Here is a 16,269-nt window from a genome sequence, read left to right as displayed (position 1 = left end):
AGTCGTGATCATGGAGCCGAGTAAGACCGGCCACCGCCTCTTCTACGTTGCACTTCTAGCGGCGGAGGCGGTGGATCAGAACAGTCGAGTCACCGTTGTTCTGGAACGCGGCGTAACGGACTCTCCCGAATTTGATCTCCATCTTCGGGGGCTTCGGGGGCTTATCGACGTCATAGAGGCTGACGATTTCTCCATGAGCGCAGCCGCTGAACTCTCTCGGACGTATTCGTCCGACGTCTTCGTCATCCCCAACGGTGACTCGTATGTCCAAGCTCTCGCATTCAAGCCCTGGACGGGGCACGGAGTTGTTTCAGCCCTTGTGATGCGCGAGCATTCTCAGTCCCTCAAGACATTGAGACGAGTGGTCGAGAACATCGTGAAGTTCTGCACGTTCCTGGTTGCGAGTCGTCGCCGAAACGTCAACGTCGCAGTTCTCAAATCCTCTGGATGGTCAGGGCGAAGCGCTTTCGCAACGGTTCTCGACCCCGTTCGCCTCAGGCTGGATGAGATTTCAACCCCGGATGTGCTCGCGAGATTCGGGCTGACGGAACCGCGGTACACGTTTGCCGTCGTCGGGGCACTAACCGAGCGCAAGAATATCCCGCTCGTCATCAACGGCTTTGTGGCGGCCGACGTCCCCGACAGTCGGCTGGTCGTCGCGGGTGAATTGGAAACAGCAATAGCCGAACGCGTCCTCGCGTTGGCTGACGCCGCCGGTCCACGTGTCCGAATCTTTGATCAGCTGCTCAGCGACAACGAACTGGACACGATCATCGCGTCGGCCGACTGCGTCGTCTTGGCTCACTCGAACAACGGCCCGAGCGGCATCTTCGCGAAGGCTGCTGCGGCAGGGGTCCACGTGCTGGGGGCGGGGGCGGTCTCGCTCCGGGCCGACCTTCGTCGGCTCGGGCGCAACCAGTTTTGGTCACCTTTGGATGCAGACTCGATAGCTCGCACTATGAAGTTCATCGCCAGCCAGAAGGCGCCTATTCCGACTGCAACGGTTTCGGAGGCTTCCACGTTCGCTCAGGTGATACTTCGATGAGTGCGTCTCTTCTGTCGGTAAGTGGTCGACGCAGCGTAGGGAGACAGTCGATCCTCCTCGCCGGTGCCACGGGATTTTCTCAGTTGCTCCTGGCAGTGATGTACGTTTTGGTCGCAAGGGAGATCGGACCAGCTTCTTACGGGTTCATCATCGCGGCCATTGCTCTCGGCATGACGTTCTCAACATTCCTCGATTTCGGCTCGAACATGTTCTGGATCAGGGAGGGTGCAAGCGGCCGTCTCGACGCTGAGCAGCTCGGGGCTCGCGCACTTTCCAAGGTCATTCTGAGCACCTTCATCCTCGGCGCGTGGACGGCCGTTCTCATCGTGGGCCACTTCGGTGCGGCTTTCCTTTGGGTATCTGGGCCGATCGCCCTTGCTTCCCTGGTCGCCCAGACCTCGCAGATGGGGTTGCGGCGCCTAGGCCGGGTCGACCTGGTCGCCGCGACAGTTCTCGTCGATCGCACCGTCGGTATTGCAGTCCTTCTCGTACTCCTGTTTGGGCTCCGCGTGAACGCGACGTGGTCGCTGTGGCTCGCGATCGTCGCCGGATCAGCCGCAGGTGCTATCGCGTGCTGGGTGCTGACTCCTGCAGGCAGCCGCTTACGGCTGGGATCAGGCCTTCTCATCAACCCGTGGCGCGGTTCGGGCTACTACGGCCTCTCCGGTGTCGCCGGATCCATTCAGTCGCTGGAATTACAGGCGATCGCCCTCGTCGGTGGGCCCGCAGCGGCGGGCCTCTTTGGTGCCGTGAACAAATGGACGCAGCCTCTCGGGCTTCTGTCGAGCGCATTCGCGGGAGCGTCCGAACCATTTGTCGCCGCAGCAAGCTCGTGGAAGGTGGCCTGGAGCCAGATTCGCCACGCCTTCTGGCTGCCTTTGGCCGCCATGGCTGGCGGTCTTCTCGGCGCGGTCCTGGCACCTCTGCTGGTGCCTGTTCTCCTAGGCGATGACTACACGGGCTCCGTCGGCGTGCTGCAGCTGCTTGCCCTCGGCACAATCCCTGGAGTCGCGAACCAGATCCTCGCGGTCTTCCTCCAAGCCCGAGGAAGCGACCGGCCAGTCTCATTCATCCTCCTGCTTTCCGCCGTGGCGCAGCTCGTACTCGTGGCTCTCCTGGTCGCTGATCTGGGTGCATTTGGGGGCGCACTGGCTTCCTCCGGCAGCCAGCTCATCGCCTTCATTGGACTGGTGGGTTTGGCCCTCCGGCTTCGGGCCCATGGACGCACGGAATCGAGGGTGACGTGAGAATTCTCCAAGTGCTCCTGAGCCCGCGAGTTGGTGGAGCGGAGACCTTAGTGGCGTCACTTGAAGACGAATTCGCGTCTCGCGGCCATGAAACCCTCACCGTCTACTTGGACGACGACAAACAAGGCCGGTCGAGATTCGGGCGCGTGGTGGGCCGGTGGGTACGTCTTGCTTCAGCCACCCGGCGCTTCAAGCCTGATTTGGTGCTCGCGCATTCTGCTCTTCCGTCGGTCTATGCCCGATTGCAGGCCAACGCTAAGCGACGATGTGTTCCGGTACTGCACAGTGCAGGTGACGACTATGCCGCAGGCCCCCTTCGTCTAATGGAACGACTCCTACAGCGTCGGGCGCCGGCCATGGTTGCCGTAAGTCCGATTCAGGCAGCCGTATACAGAGCACATTTCCCTCGCTCGTCGCGGGTTGTCGTCATTCCGAATGGAGTGCGTGACGATCTTCCCCGGAAAGCGACTTACAGCGTCGCTGCTACGAACGTCGTGGCCATGGCCAGGGTGGCCCATCAGAAAGACCCGAAGACTTGGGTTCGGGCCGCGGAGATCATTCGAACGCACGACGACCGAATCCGGTTTACGTGGTGGGGACCAGCGGCGGATGGCTTCGAGCTGGATGAGATTCAGGGGTCGCTGTCAAGTGACATCCAGTTCGCTGGGTCGTCTAAGTCGCCCGGCGAGGTCCTTGAAGCCGCCGATGTGCTGTTCCACAGCGCAGTCTCTGAAGCGCAGAGCATCGGCCTCTTGGAGGCTGCAAGTATCGGAATCCCTATTGTGTGCTCTCTCCGAGTATCCGAGACCCTGCCGGCGAGTGTCCCCCGGACGACGTTTGCTGGGGGAGATGCCGAGTCTGCGGCCACAGCCCTTCTAGCTGTGCTGGCGCATTACCCAGACAGGTGCGAAGACGCGCGGCTGGCAGCGCCCGTCGTGCGCAAGGACTTCTCAATTAGCCGGACCACGGATGCATACGAGAACTTGCTTAGTGAAGTAACAGGAGCACGCCAGTGACAAACAAATCATGGTCCATGCAGTCGGACTCTACTGTTCAGCTTTCTGATCTCATTTCTGCTTGGGGTGCGTTCGACCCCGAGACGAGCCTGACCAAAAGCATTTTTGCTCACGATGACGCTGCTAGCCCTCCGCCGAAAGTCACGTTTGTCGTGCCGGTTCACAACCAGGAAGGCCGCATCGCCGCGAACCTGACAAGTATTACCAGCAATGCGGCCGAAAGCCATGAACTCGTAGTCATACTTGACGGCTGTCGGGACGGCTCTCAAGACGCAGTGATGGCGTGGGTGATGGTCGAGGCGTCGCGATCGCTTCTCTCGCGAGTGACGGTTCTTGCGTCTCAGTCCGATCTATTCGAGACCATCTGCGACAGCATTGGTGTCGCAATTGCAGCGGGGAGATACATCGTTGAGGTGCAGGCGGACATGCACATCGAGCAGAAGGCCTTTGACAGTGCTCTCGTCGCAGCACTTGAGACGGTGCCAGAGCTTGCCCTAGTTAGCGGCCGGGGCGCACATTCATTTGCGGGGATGGCCCCGCGGGGCGCTGCGGCTCTAATTTCGTTCGCGAAGCGAGTATTTAGACGCGGATACGGCATCATTCACGGGTTGCAGCGCGAGCACTCTGTTCTGCCTGGCGAGTGGCTACTTTCCGATGAGATCGGTCGCGTGGGCAACTTTATCGAGAGCCCCCTGGCGCATAGAGACGAGGGTGTCGTTTACCTCCACGAGACAGTCATGCGTGGGCCGTTGGCCTTCGAGAAGTCTCGTTTCCATGACCTAGGTGGCCTTGACGTCAACAGCTTTTTCCTTGGCGACGATGACCACGACTTGGCGCTGCGGGCATGGGGCGTATTTCGCTGGCGAGCAGGACACCTGCCGATCCAATTTTCATCCCCGCTCGAGGCTGGATCAACACGCGTCGTAAGGACTGAGGAGGACGCCAAACGATTTCGTGCTTTGTCAGACCACTACGGACGCGCTCGACAGTCGAGCTATCTGGAAGTCAATCTGAGCCTCCTCCCGCGCCCTCGGCCGCGGCGCATTCGACTCCGATCCACGTCGACTGGTCGTTCGGAGTGAAAGGGACTGGGCGAGTGCAAGTGCTCGCGGTGCCGATTCTGAGCACCGGACTTAATCCACGAACGCAGACGGCATATCCCAGAGGAACCCGCAATGGATAGCGTCCAGCCAAATCGAGTGGAACCTCGAAGACTGGCACCGTCTCTCGTCGGTGTGACGCTGATCGCGGTCGGGTTGGGCGCAGCTCTCGGAACTGCTTTAGCCGACATTTCTGTGGGCCTTGGGGCAGGTTGTGTGATCCTCCTGGCAGCCTTGTTTCTGCATCAGTCCGGACCTCGAGCAACGCTCGTTTTTCTAGGCTTCCTAGGCATCTCACCCGGCGTTCTCGGTGAAGACAGCTTTCGCGTGTCAGTGGTGTGTGCCGCCGGAATATGCGTTTTGGTCCTGTCCGTCAAACGGGATAGCACCGCGCCCTTCTCGACCCGGCTGGCCCTAGTCGGTCCCGTCTTGCTCGTGGGAGTTGGACTCGCGATCGTTTATCCAAGTCTCATTTACGTCAACGCCCTTTGTCTGCTGCTGGCCGTGACAACTGCAGCTCTCATTGAACGTAGAGGCCTACTTCGGGCAATTCTCAAGGCCTTTGCCATTTTCGTCATTCTCTCCGCGATCTCGTTCGCGGTGTCTTGGCTGCTTCAGTTTCAAGTCCAGCTCTCCCACTGGGAGCTTGGAAACGGTCGCAACGGAAGCATCTATGCACCACTAACCGTCACGGTCGGAGGTACCCAACTCTTTAGCGGAACTTTCCGAATGGTGCTCGCGGTCGGCGAGCCTGGTCTGAACATCTACTTCATCATTCCGGCCCTGGTGTTCTTCCTCACACACACGTCGTCCAGGACGAAGATCCTTGGGCTAATTGGAATCGTGGCTGCCGTCGCGTTCAGCCAGTCAGCCGGTCTAATCATTATTTTCGCTATCGCGCTAGGTTTGAGCGCAGTTGTAGCTCTCTGGAAGGCTGAATCAAGATTCCTTGCCCTAGCCGTCCTGGGTGTAGGTGGTGTTGGCGTCGTGCTTCTGGCGCGTGTTGTCTATTCCTTCCGACTCCTGAACGGCGCGGCCTCGATCACAGACCGGGGGATTGCCGACGTGAGCACAGCAACGTCGGCGGCCGGCGGCGACATCAACTTGATCGTCGCATTGAGAACGGATCTGCTTCTCGGGCTCTTTATCTGTGTTGCACTCGCGCTTCTGGTTCCAGTCGCTGTCAAGACGGCCACAGGACTCTTTTCCTTCGGTACGTTTGCAGCGACTGCCATCATCCTTGAGCCATCTCAGTCGCAGTTCGGGGCATGGGCACTAATTGCACTGGCAATTGCAGCGTCGTTGCCAATTAGCCGCGGCGCAATCGCTTCTCGAAGCAAACCACGCAAGGTTTGGCATGAGTGGGGCACCAGTAAGAGCGAAAAGGTTGTCGCGAAGTGAACCGGAACTTTTGTTCTTTTCGGGAGTGTTCGTGCGCGCCCTAGAGGTTTTGTTAGGTCGATTCCGCATTTCCATACCGCGGACCGTGTTGAGCTACGTGCGCCGGAGGCCGATTCTCGTGGGCCGAGGCTTCCACGTCAGAGGCGCCAGGGGCATAAGCTTCGCCGACTCGGGGTCGCTCTTGGCCCTTGGTATTCGACCGTATGGTTTTGCAGACCCTCGGTCCAGGGGGGCGTTTCGAAATCGAGGCCGAGCGCTCATTGCCGGAAAAGTGGCGATTGGTGTCGGGAGTCGAATCGACATCGGCCCTGAGGCGACTTTGACCATCGGTCGTGGCACGTACTTGTCGCCGAATGTTCGCGTGGTTATCTCAAAGGGGTTGTCCCTCGGCTCCGACTGCGCGATTGGGTGGGACGTCCAGTTCCTAGATGACAACTTCCACGGATTCGGTGCAATCGGCGCGTCCCTGACCCGCACGCCAAAGGAGATAGTCCTGGGGGATCACGTATGGGTGGGCAGCCATGCGTTGATCTACCGCGGCGTCGAGATCGCCCGGGGCTGTGTGGTTGCTGGAGGCGCGGTGGTCACTCGTAGTTTTCTGGAGCCCAACACGCTGATCGCAGGCAACCCTGCCCAGGTTATTCGAAGTGGTGTGAACTGGGACTAACCGGCTCTATCCGTCGCCAACCGAGCCAGTGGCTACGCCGTTTTAGACAAGGCGGAGAAGAACACTCCCGCGAATCGCTCCGGCGTGTAGGCGAGAATCTCTGGATTCGAACGTGGGCCCCGCCACTCAGCCCTTGAATTTGCCATGGCCGTCGCAACGTCCACTTCGTGAGTGGTCGTCATAAAGACGCCCTGCATTGTGCCAACGGATCTGGAAACGCCGCAGTTTTCGGAGACCACGACGTTGAGCCCAGCCGCGAGAGCCTCGTTTACAACTAGTCCCCACACCTCTTCGTGAGATGGCAGAACGAGGGTGTGTTGTCCGGCCAGGAGAGAGGGCATCTCAGAGTTCGGTAGTGACGGTATGAAGTCGACAGCGTCCTGCAGGGATAGCTCCTTCACCTGTCGACGTAGGCCATCGCTGAGAACACCGGTCCCGAGGATGGTGAGCCGATCGGTCTTAGCTCTCATGGCGGCGAATGCGCCGAGAAGCACCCCCACGTTCTTTCGCTCGATGAGCTGGCCGACGTAGATAAACCTGTGCCCCTCGGCAGCTGAATCCTCATGGGAATGGTGCGCCTGAGCTTCGGAATGGAAGAAGTCGACATCTACCGCGTTGAAGCCCTCGAAGATCCTTACACGTGAGACCCCAAAGGACTCGATTGCCTCTCTAGCAGCGGCTCCAGGCACGACGACGGCGTCGAGTGAACGGAAGAAAAGCCGTCGTGCGGCAGCAATGGGGCCGGTCTTATGCCCGTTGGTTTCTAGAGTCGATTCGTAGAAGCCGACTGTGCGGATGCGGAGAAACTTGGCCATTAAAAGCGTTTGCAGGTAAGCCGGCGACTCCCAACCGCCCAGAAGAATCGCATCTGGTCGTTGGCGAAGCAGTCGCAGCCCGCGGACAAGAATGTAGAGAGGGTTTTCGCCGTAGGGCACCTCCGCTGCAGAAACGCTCTCCACGGTGATGAACGAACTCCCTCTCGATTCCCAGTCCTTTCCGCGCCGCCCCTGCCGCGAAAGCATGCGGTTATTTTGCAGGAGGGCGACGCGCAGGTCGGTTTTCGTCGATAGAGCCGCCCAGAGCGGGCGACGATATGGGGAGGCGACATTCGTAAGCCACAGAACGCGTGGAGTTCTCATTGCCGGTGTCCGGCCAGGGAGGGCCGCTGCCTGTCCGTACTCCCGCTCGAGAACTTCGACAATGCGGTCGAGGCCGAAAAGGCCGTCTGCGACCTCCCGGGCCTGTGCTCCCATGAGGTCTCGCTTGTCGGGATTGTCCAAGAGGTAGCGAATAGCGGGAGCCAGAGCATCCGGGGCATCAGATATGACGAGGCCCGCATTGTGGTCTCGCACCGTGCCTGCAAGCCCACACGACTCCGTGACGATGACGGGAACGCCGGCAGACATTGCTTCGAGAGCGGCCATCCCGAAAGGTTCGTTTGTCGACGGGAGAACAAAGATGTCGGCCATTGCCGTTCTTTGCCGGGCCTTGGTCGGTTCGACGGGCCCCTCCAGGGCAACGCGGGCGGCAGGATGCTCTCGGAGGAGCGCCTGGATTGCTTCAGACTCGCCTTCATCGGGACCGACGAGGGTGAAGGTTGCATCGGGGTAGTCCGACGACAACTGCACACCCGCCTTTGCGAATTCCATTGGTCGCTTCCGCCGGTGAAGGCGCGACAAGAACAGGACTTCTTGGCCGGAGGTGTCTCGGGACGGACGTTCAGCCGGATTCGGCGATATTCCGTTTGGAAGATGTGTCAGGTTTCGGAGCCGCGGCGCAACGCTTAGAAGATCGGCCCGCTCGACGTCGTTGAGGTGGAAGACAGCTGATGCCGAAAGCAGGGCGGGCCTGGTCATCAGGGTGTCCATGGGGCGCGCTAGTGGGTGACGAGACGGATCGATCATCCCGTGGGTCTGCACGACGAGGGGAATGGTGAGCAGTCGCGAAAGCGTCGCCGCTGGCAACGTGACCAGGTCACGAGCAAGATGGACGTGGAGCACGTCGATTTCTTTGGCGTGTTTTCGGATCCAGACGAGCAGGCGGGGTGATAACAAGCCGGCAAATCCAAGAGTGGGAATCCTCGTCAGCGGAAATAGAAGAACTGCGACGCCCTCGATACGCAATGAACGGACGGCTCCGTAACCTTCTCCGGGGGCAATGACTGTCACGTCGTGACCCGCGTCCTGCAGGGCTCGGGCTTGTTGAAGGCCCACTGTCGTCGGCCCTCCATAAGATCCGGTGGCCGATACGAGGGGCAGCACGTGAACGATTCGCATGTGCGTCAAGCCCGGCTACCGGGCGGCAGGTTGATCCCGAGCAGGGCCTGCAAACGTCGGCTATAAATCATTTGGCTTCGAACCGTCGTCCGACAACAGCCCAAGGCGAACCCTGAACGATCGTGTTGGGCTTGACTTCGGTGCCGACGACTGTCATCGGCTTAACGAGTGCCGAGCGACCGATGTGAGCACCACCGAGAATGACGCAACGTGACGTGATCCACACGCCAGGTTCGATGTGAATCGGCCGGGTGATGAGCGCCATATCGAGCCGGTGAGCGTGACTTCCCGTTGTCAGGAAGGTCTCCTGCGAGATCACGACGTCGTGCCCGACGTAGATGTGATCTTGATTGTGAAACCACACGCCTTCGCCGATCCAGCTGTCGCGGCCGATGTGTAGTTTCCAGGGAAACCGAATTCGAGTACGGGGCCGGAAGATGACTCCGTCCTCGATGTCAGCTCCGAAAGCGCGAAGGACTGCCACTCTTAGGCGCGAGCTGATCTGCCAGGGGTTTGTCACGAACAGCAGCTCGGCAATCGACCAGGCGTAAACGACCCAGCGGGGGCGATCCCACGCGGCTTGCTCGCCGGGCGCTTTCGCGAGGCTGATGACCCGGAGATCGTCGATGGATGCTGTCTCCGACGTGTGTTCGTCCACTCAGATCTCCCCGCAGATCAGGTTGGCTGGCCGCAGGTACAGTCGCACCATGAACGTTCCGCCTCCGAAAATACTAATCATCGGATTGCACTTCACGCCGGAGGCCACCGGGAACGCGCCGTACACCACGGCCCTCGCCGCGGGACTGGTCGCTCAGGGACGAGCCGTCCAGGTCATCACCGGTCCGCCCCACTATCCGGAATGGCGCATCCGCGAGGGATACGGCGGATGGATGGAGAAGGAGACGATTCGAGGCGTCCCGGTACGGCGGCTGCGTCATTACGTGCCGTCCGCGCCCGGATCAATCAAGCGTCTTCTCTCCGAATTGAGCTTTGGTGTGCGAACTGCCTGCGTTCCCTGGGGGAAACCGGATGTCGTGCTGCTGGTATCTCCTGCGCTCTTCTCCAGCCTCGTTGTGACGCTTCGTATCCGGCTGTCACGGCGTCGAATCCCCGTGGGCGTGTGGGTTCAAGACATCTACAGCCTGGGGGTGACGGAGGCCGGATCGAGTGGCAGGCTCGTCGCCGGGGTTGTGAAAGCGATCGAATCATTCGTTCTGCGTTCGGCTTCGGGTGTGAGCGTCATCCACGAACGCTTCCGAGAGACAGCCATCGAGCGTCTCGGGGTCTCGCGCTCCAAGATCACCGTGATCCGGAACTGGTCTCACATGACGGTGCCGACGACCACCGATCGCGCAGATCGCGCTGTCACGCGTGCCACTCTCGGATGGTCTGACGAGATCGTGGTCTTGCACGCCGGCAACATGGGTGCAAAACAGGGGCTCGAGAATGTCATCGAGGCGGCACGTGAGGCCGACCGGCGCGGCGTGGGCGTTCGGTTCATACTTCTCGGCGACGGCAATCAGCGGGCCCAACTCGAAGCTCTGTCCTCCGGTATCGACAGGGTCCAGTTCATGGCCCCGGTCGCCGATGAGGACTTCTACGCGGCGCTCTGCAGCGCGGACGTTCTCCTTGTGAACGAAAAACCCGGCGTCACGGAGATGTCGGTGCCGAGCAAGCTGACCTCGTACTTCACGACAGGTCGTCCGGTTCTGGCGGCAACGGAGCCGGGGAGCGTCACGGCGAACGAGATCGAGGTCTCGGGTGGTGGCGTCACGGTCGCAGCCGGAGATCCTCGCGCTCTTCTCGATGCGGCGCTCGAACTCGGGCGCGATGTCGATGAGGGAGAACGCCTAGGCCGCAACGGCCTGGCCTTCCGCCGCGAGATGCTCGATGAGAAGAGCGCTGTGACACGGTTCGGTGGATGGCTAGAAAAGATCAGCCGGGCGACAAGTGACGACTAATCTCAACTAAGGGGTGTCGTCTCGACGGCGGTGCCGCTCGGTTTGCCCGGACTCTCGGGCCTAAGTGGGGGAAAACTTGACGAAGCGCGCGTTTATCACTGGTATCACCGGCCAAGACGGCTCCTATCTGGCGGAGCTGCTTTTGCTCAAGGGCTACGAGGTTCACGGGCTAATTCGTCGAGCGTCGACCTTCAACACGTCGCGAATCGACCACCTCTACGTCGACTCGCATGACCCGAACGCAAAGATGTTCTTGCACTACGGCGACCTCAGCGATGGAGCACGCCTCGTCAGCTTGTTAGGTGACCTCAAACCCGACGAGGTCTACAACCTCGCTGCCCAGTCGCATGTGCGTGTCTCGTTCGACGAGCCCGAGCACACCGGTGACACGACCGGCGTTGGCTCGATGCGCATGCTCGAGGCCGTCCGCATGTCGGGCATTCACACGAAGTTCTACCAGGCCTCGTCGTCCGAGATGTTCGGGGCGACTCCGCCGCCGCAGAACGAAGAGACGCCTTTCTACCCGCGGTCGCCCTACGGTGCCGCCAAGCTCTACAGCTACTGGGTCACCAAGAACTATCGCGAGGCCTACGGGATGTTCGCGGTGAACGGCATCCTCTTCAACCACGAGTCTCCCCGACGCGGAGAGACCTTCGTCACGCGCAAGATCACGCGCGCCGTGGCAGCCATCAAGGCTGGTCAGCAAGACGATCTGTATCTCGGCAACCTCGACTCCATTCGCGACTGGGGCTACGCCGCGGAGTACGTCGAAGGCATGTGGCGCATGCTGCAGGTCGACGAGCCTGACGACTACGTCCTAGCGACGGGAGGCAACTTCACTGTTCGCAACTTCCTCGAAACAGCCTTCACCCATGCGGGTCTCAACTGGGAAGACCACGTTCGCTTCGACGAGCGCTATCTGCGGCCCACCGAAGTGGACGCTCTTGTCGGCGACGCGTCGAAGGCCGAACGCGACCTGGGGTGGAAGGCGACCGTCGACACCGAGGAGCTCGCTCGAATCATGGTCGACGCCGATATCGAGGCCCTCGGGTCTGCTGGTCGGCCGTGGATCGACAAGGTGTCGCTTGAGAGCTGGAACACCAAATGACCGACTCAACGTTTGCTCCGGCCCCCCTCGACCGAGATGCCACCTTCTACATCGCCGGCCACAACGGCCTCGTCGGATCGGCACTCTGGCGGTATCTCGAGGGCCAGGGGTTCACTGACCTCGTCGGTCGGCGATCGGCTGAACTCGACCTCAAAGATCGAACAGCGGTGTTCGAGTTCTTCCGCGAGAACAAGCCACGCTATGTGGCGTTGGCTGCGGCAAAGGTGGGCGGGATCCTCGCCAACAACACATATCCCGTCGACTTCTTGACCGACAACCTCCAAATACAGGTGAACGTCATGGACGCCGCGGTGGAGGCGGGCGTCGAAAGGCTTCTCTTTCTCGGCTCGTCGTGCATCTACCCCAAGTTCGCACCGCAACCCATTACCGAAGACAGCCTGCTGACCGGTCATCTCGAACCCACGAACGACGCGTATGCCATCGCAAAAATCGCCGGCATCATGCATGTCCAGGCGGTACGACGTCAGTACGGACTCCCGTGGATCTCGGCCATGCCGACCAACCTCTACGGTCCCGGCGACAACTTCTCTCCCCAGGGATCTCACGTTCTGCCCGCGCTGATTCGCCGCTACGACGAAGCGACCAAAGCCGGTGCTGCTTCGGTCACGAACTGGGGCTCGGGCAGGCCCCGGCGAGAATTCCTGCACGTCGACGATCTGGCGGCGGCCTCGTTGCACCTGCTGGAACACTATGACGGGCCAGAACAGGTGAACGTTGGTACAGGCACGGATGTAACGATTCGCGAGATCGCCGAGACCATCGCGACGGTCGTCGGCTACGAGGGCACGACGGAGTGGGATACGACCAAGCCGGACGGAACACCGCAGAAGCTGCTCGACGTCTCCAAGCTCGGTGAGGCGGGGTGGACGGCCGCGATCGATCTGGAGGCCGGGCTTCGCTCGACGATCGACTGGTATCGAGAGCACGTCGACTCGATTCGGGAGTGATGAAACACACACCGTCGCGTTCGCGAGAACGACACATGTTTGAATGAGCGCATGGCACTCGGGGAAGCCGGCGACGTTCGCGTTCGACCGCAGCGACACATCGTCCGCTGGGTGATCCTGCTGATTGTGGTGCTGTTGGTCGCCTGCGTGGTGTGGGTCGGCGTGCGCGGCGTGCTGGCGAAGAACCACCTCGAGAAGGCCGTTGCGCTCGCAACTCAGGTGCAGAGCGACGTGACGAGAGGTGATGCCAAGGCCGCGCAGGCGAGTGCCGCCGAGCTGGCCGCCGAGACGAGCGACGCGAGACGACTGACCGCCGATCCGATCTGGCGGGGAGCTGAGGTCGTGCCTCTGGTCGGCCCCAACCTGACGGCAGTGAGAGAGGTCTCCGGGATCCTCGCCGATGTCAGCACCGACGCGATCGAACCGATCGCCGGAGTGCTCGGCACGGTCAACGTCGCCCAGTTCAAGCCCGTCGACGGAGCCGTCGACCTCGAACCGCTCGTCAAGGCTCAACCGACGATCGCCTCCGCGACTGCGTCGCTGCAGACGAACCTCGAGCGTGCCCGCTCCGTCGACACCACCGGAACGGTCGGCCAGGTCGACACCGCAGTCGACCAGCTCACGTCGGTGCTCGCCAAGGCGAGCAGCGCGGCTGAGACCGCCGACCAGGCCGTCACCCTGTTGCCCGACATGATGGGGCAGAGCGCGCCCAAGAAGTACCTCCTCCTCTTCCAGAACAACGCCGAGCTGCGGTCGACCGGCGGCGTGCCGAGTGCCGTCGCACTCGTGACGGCGAAGAAGGGCCGCCTCGCGTTGCAGAAGCAGGCGTCGTCGGCAGACTTCCCCGAGCTGGCGAAGCCCGTCATCGACCTGCCGCTCGAGACCGAAGGCATCTACGGCTCGATCACCGGCCGCTTCTTGCAAGACGTCAACCTCACGCCCCGCTTCCCGCTCACCGGCGAGATCGCCCAGCAGCTGTGGAAGAAGCGCTACGGCGCCACCGTCGACGGAGTCATCTCGATCGACCCGGTCGCCCTCGGCTACCTGCTCACGGCGACCGGAGATGTCACGCTGCCGAACGGCGACATTCTCACGAGCAGCAACGTCGTCACCTCGCTGCTCTCGGATTCGTACGCCAAGTACCCGGATCCTGCGGTGCAAGACACCTACTTCAAAGCCGCAGCCGGCGCGATCTTCGCAAAGGTCGCCTCGGGCGACTTCGACCCGAAGCTGATGCTGACGGCTCTGGCGAGGGCGGGCGACGAGGGGCGGATCCTGGTCTGGAGCGACGACAAAGCGCAGCAGAAGACCATCTCGAAGACGGCCCTGTCGGGCGAACTGCCCCGAGGATCCAAGACAAGGCCGGCTTTCGGCATCTACCTCAACGATTCGACGGGCGCGAAGATGGATTATTACCTCTCGACGCAGGTCAGCATCGGGCAGGTCACCTGCCGCAAAGACGGGCGCCCGAACTACGTCGTCGACGTCACGCTGACGAATAACGCTCCGGCCGACGCCGCCACGAGTCTTCCGGAATACGTCACCGGGGGAGGGGACTTCGGCGTAGCACCCGGAAACGTGCAAACGACGGTCTCGATATACGCCCCCAAAACAGGAGTCTTCACCGGTGTTATACAAGACGGAAAGACGCGATCGCTCCATACCGCTGCCGACTCCGGGTACCCCGTGAGCCAGTTCGAGACCCTCGTAAAGCCCGGAAAATCAACGACTTGGCGTCTCCAGTACATCGGGCCGAAGAATGCGACGGTAATTCCGTCCATCACGCAGACACCCGGAGTTAATGTTTTGGAAACAAAACAAATCTTGATTACCTGTAACTCCCTCGTAAGCTGAGGATGCTGCACTTACCAACCGCGCGGCTTCGATCACATCAGGGGATTATTTTGAAAAAGCTTATTGCTGCCGCGCTGCTCGTTGTAGTCGGCGTCTTCGCAGTTCCGGCCGCCGCTAACGCTGCCGGCTACGTGCCCACCAGCAACATCTCGGTCAGCGGCGCCGCCGCTCCGGGTGGAACCGTCGTCACCGGCTTCGCCGCTGGCTCGTTCACGCCGAGCGAGACTGTCTCGTTCTCGGTCACCGGTAGCGGACTCGCCACGCTCAGCGCGGCCACCGCCACCGCCAGCATCACGAAGCAGGCCGACGCCTCGGGCGCCACCGCGCTGAACGTGAAGCTCCCCGCCGGCGCCACCGGCTCCTACTCGGTCACCGCCACCGGCCAGACCTCGGGCAACGTCGCAACCGCCGCCATCACGGTCGCTCCCGTCGATGCTGCCGCTGCCGGCGGATCCACCGTCGCCGACCCGACGGGCGCCCTCGCCTTCACCGGTTCGAACGGCTCAATGCTGATGATCTGGGCCGCCGCCGGAGCAGTCATGCTCGGTATCGCGCTCATGCTCGTCCTCACGCTCGTTCGTCGTCAGCGCGCCAACGCGTAACTCGACAGCAGCTCTTCAAAGGCCCCGGTTTCGACCGGGGCCTTTGTCGTGTCCGCTAGGCGTGTGCCGTGGGTGAATCAGTTGTCGCTACAACCATTGCCTGCTAGAGTCGGTGACATGTCCTCGACCTCTGCTGATCTCCTCGCCCCCGACACCAGCATGGGCGCGGTCACTCTGCGGGTGGCCGACCTCGACGGCATGACCGCCTACTACCGCGACGCCGTGACGCTCAGCGTGCTGGCGCAAGAGCCCGCGACGGCGGGGGCGCCTGCACGCAGCATCCTCGGCCGCGGTGCCACGATCATCGTGATCCTCGAGCACGCACCCGAGCTGAAGCACGCGGGGCCCCGAGACGCCGGGCTGTTCCACACGGCCATCCTCTTCGAGACCGAGGCCGACCTCGCGTCCGCCGTCTACTCGGTCGCCAGCCGCTTCCCGCGCTCGTTCACCGGCAGCGCCGACCACCTCGTCAGCAAGGCGTTCTACTTCACCGACCCCGAGGGCAACGGCATCGAGCTGTATTGGGATCGCGACCGAACGGCCTGGAGCTGGACCCACGGCCAGATCGACATGGCGACCCTCGCCCTCGACCCGAACGCCTTTCTGCAGGAGCACCTCAGCGAGCACGATCTGGCTGCAGCGCCGACCCGGGCCGCGACCGTCGGGCACGTGCACCTCAGCGTCGGTGACGTCGCCAGTGCGCGGCAGTTCTACGTCGACCAGCTCGGCTTCGAGACGACCACCGAGTTCGGCGCGCAGGCCCTCTTCGTCAGCGCCGGCAAGTACCACCACCACATGGCGATGAACACCTGGCAGTCAGCCGGTGCAGGTCGACGGCAGCTGGCACTGGGGTTGGGCCTCGTGCGCATCGAAGTGCCGAGCGACGACGAGATCGGAAGTCTCGGGGAGCGCCTCGCCCACTTCGGTGTGGCAACGGCAGACGACGGGCGGATCCTGAGTTTCGACGACCCGTGGGCCAATCGCATTCAGGTGTCGGCCAAAAGCTGACCAACGGCTCGGCCCG

General features: G+C 61.7%; 14 protein-coding genes and 1 pseudogene. 13 read left to right on the top strand and 2 right to left on the bottom strand.

What is annotated here, in order from left to right; genetic code table 11:
- Positions 1–10 precede the first annotated feature (10 nt).
- From VH571_RS01615 to VH571_RS01585, 7 genes and pseudogenes are all read left to right on the top strand, one after another.
- Positions 11–1,045, top strand: a complete 1,035-nt coding sequence (locus tag VH571_RS01615) for a hypothetical protein (protein WP_423263004.1) — start codon at positions 11–13, stop codon at positions 1,043–1,045.
- The gene (locus VH571_RS01610; protein WP_423263373.1) at positions 1,042–2,292 is read left to right on the top strand and encodes a lipopolysaccharide biosynthesis protein; all 1,251 of its coding nucleotides are present in this window, start codon (positions 1,042–1,044) and stop codon (positions 2,290–2,292) included. Before VH571_RS01615 ends, VH571_RS01610 begins: the two co-directional genes overlap by 4 nt.
- Positions 2,289–2,729: pseudogene (locus VH571_RS01605) on the top strand (glycosyltransferase); the annotation flags it as partial. The gene VH571_RS01610 and the pseudogene VH571_RS01605, both read left to right, overlap by 4 nt.
- 63 nt (positions 2,730–2,792) lie before the next feature.
- Positions 2,793–3,308 (top strand): glycosyltransferase, encoded by a 516-nt coding sequence (locus tag VH571_RS01600; protein WP_423263372.1) that lies wholly within the window; start codon positions 2,793–2,795, stop codon positions 3,306–3,308.
- On the top strand, positions 3,305–4,390 hold the full coding sequence (locus tag VH571_RS01595) for a hypothetical protein (RefSeq protein WP_423263003.1): 1,086 nt from the start codon (positions 3,305–3,307) through the stop codon (positions 4,388–4,390). The genes VH571_RS01600 and VH571_RS01595 overlap by 4 nt, the downstream gene beginning before the upstream one ends.
- A gap of 93 nt (positions 4,391–4,483) precedes the next feature.
- The gene (locus tag VH571_RS01590) at positions 4,484–5,809 is read left to right on the top strand and encodes a hypothetical protein (RefSeq protein ID WP_423263002.1); all 1,326 of its coding nucleotides are present in this window, start codon (positions 4,484–4,486) and stop codon (positions 5,807–5,809) included.
- A 319-nt stretch (positions 5,810–6,128) separates the two neighbouring features.
- On the top strand, positions 6,129–6,476 hold the full coding sequence (locus VH571_RS01585) for an acyltransferase (protein WP_423263001.1): 348 nt from the start codon (positions 6,129–6,131) through the stop codon (positions 6,474–6,476).
- A 32-nt stretch (positions 6,477–6,508) separates the two neighbouring features.
- On the opposite strand, the gene VH571_RS01580 is transcribed toward VH571_RS01585, so the two are convergent.
- Positions 6,509–8,752, bottom strand: coding sequence for a glycosyltransferase (locus tag VH571_RS01580; RefSeq protein WP_423263000.1), 2,244 nt, complete (start codon positions 8,750–8,752; stop codon positions 6,509–6,511).
- 67 nt (positions 8,753–8,819) lie between these two features.
- Positions 8,820–9,410: an acetyltransferase gene (locus tag VH571_RS01575; protein ID WP_423262999.1), complete on the bottom strand. Its 591-nt coding sequence runs from the start codon at positions 9,408–9,410 to the stop codon at positions 8,820–8,822.
- Positions 9,411–9,459: 49 nt separating this feature from the next.
- Here VH571_RS01575 and VH571_RS01570 point away from each other — a divergent pair, with 49 nt between their 5' ends.
- The 6 genes from VH571_RS01570 (at position 9,460) to VH571_RS01545 (ending at position 16,253) form a co-directional block, all read left to right on the top strand.
- A complete protein-coding gene (locus tag VH571_RS01570; protein ID WP_423262998.1) occupies positions 9,460–10,713 on the top strand; it encodes a glycosyltransferase family 4 protein in 1,254 nt (417 codons plus the stop codon).
- 76 nt (positions 10,714–10,789) lie between these two features.
- Entirely contained in the window at positions 10,790–11,821 is a 1,032-nt protein-coding gene (gene gmd / locus VH571_RS01565; protein ID WP_423262997.1) for a GDP-mannose 4,6-dehydratase, read from the top strand.
- A complete protein-coding gene (locus VH571_RS01560) occupies positions 11,818–12,789 on the top strand; it encodes a GDP-L-fucose synthase family protein (protein WP_423262996.1) in 972 nt (323 codons plus the stop codon). Before gmd ends, VH571_RS01560 begins: the two co-directional genes overlap by 4 nt.
- A 51-nt stretch (positions 12,790–12,840) precedes the next feature.
- Positions 12,841–14,643 (top strand): DUF4012 domain-containing protein, encoded by a 1,803-nt coding sequence (locus tag VH571_RS01555; protein WP_423262995.1) that lies wholly within the window; start codon positions 12,841–12,843, stop codon positions 14,641–14,643.
- A gap of 50 nt (positions 14,644–14,693) precedes the next feature.
- Positions 14,694–15,245 (top strand): hypothetical protein, encoded by a 552-nt coding sequence (locus VH571_RS01550; RefSeq protein ID WP_423262994.1) that lies wholly within the window; start codon positions 14,694–14,696, stop codon positions 15,243–15,245.
- A 117-nt stretch (positions 15,246–15,362) separates the two neighbouring features.
- Positions 15,363–16,253, top strand: a complete 891-nt coding sequence (locus tag VH571_RS01545) for a VOC family protein (protein ID WP_423262993.1) — start codon at positions 15,363–15,365, stop codon at positions 16,251–16,253.
- The last annotated feature ends 16 nt before the right edge of the window (positions 16,254–16,269 follow it).

It is taken from the genome of Frondihabitans sp. 4ASC-45, from assembly GCF_049472575.1.
Taxonomy (GTDB): Bacteria; Actinomycetota; Actinomycetes; order Actinomycetales; family Microbacteriaceae; genus Frondihabitans.
This window is presented reverse-complemented; position numbering and strand designations above follow the sequence as displayed.

Bases quoted from the DNA above. Each gene is read 5' to 3' on its own strand.
- VH571_RS01580 (WP_423263000.1), bottom strand. From the start codon at position 8,752: ATGCGAATCGTTCACGTGCTGCCCCTCGTATCGGCCACCGGATCTTAT.
- VH571_RS01615 (WP_423263004.1), top strand. From the start codon at position 11: ATGGAGCCGAGTAAGACCGGCCACCGCCTCTTCTACGTTGCACTTCTA.
- VH571_RS01610 (WP_423263373.1), top strand. From the start codon at position 1,042: ATGAGTGCGTCTCTTCTGTCGGTAAGTGGTCGACGCAGCGTAGGGAGA.
- VH571_RS01600 (WP_423263372.1), top strand. From the start codon at position 2,793: ATGGCCAGGGTGGCCCATCAGAAAGACCCGAAGACTTGGGTTCGGGCC.
- VH571_RS01555 (WP_423262995.1), top strand. From the start codon at position 12,841: ATGGCACTCGGGGAAGCCGGCGACGTTCGCGTTCGACCGCAGCGACAC.
- VH571_RS01560 (WP_423262996.1), top strand. From the start codon at position 11,818: ATGACCGACTCAACGTTTGCTCCGGCCCCCCTCGACCGAGATGCCACC.
- VH571_RS01545 (WP_423262993.1), top strand. From the start codon at position 15,363: ATGTCCTCGACCTCTGCTGATCTCCTCGCCCCCGACACCAGCATGGGC.
- VH571_RS01570 (WP_423262998.1), top strand. From the start codon at position 9,460: ATGAACGTTCCGCCTCCGAAAATACTAATCATCGGATTGCACTTCACG.
- VH571_RS01590 (WP_423263002.1), top strand. From the start codon at position 4,484: ATGGATAGCGTCCAGCCAAATCGAGTGGAACCTCGAAGACTGGCACCG.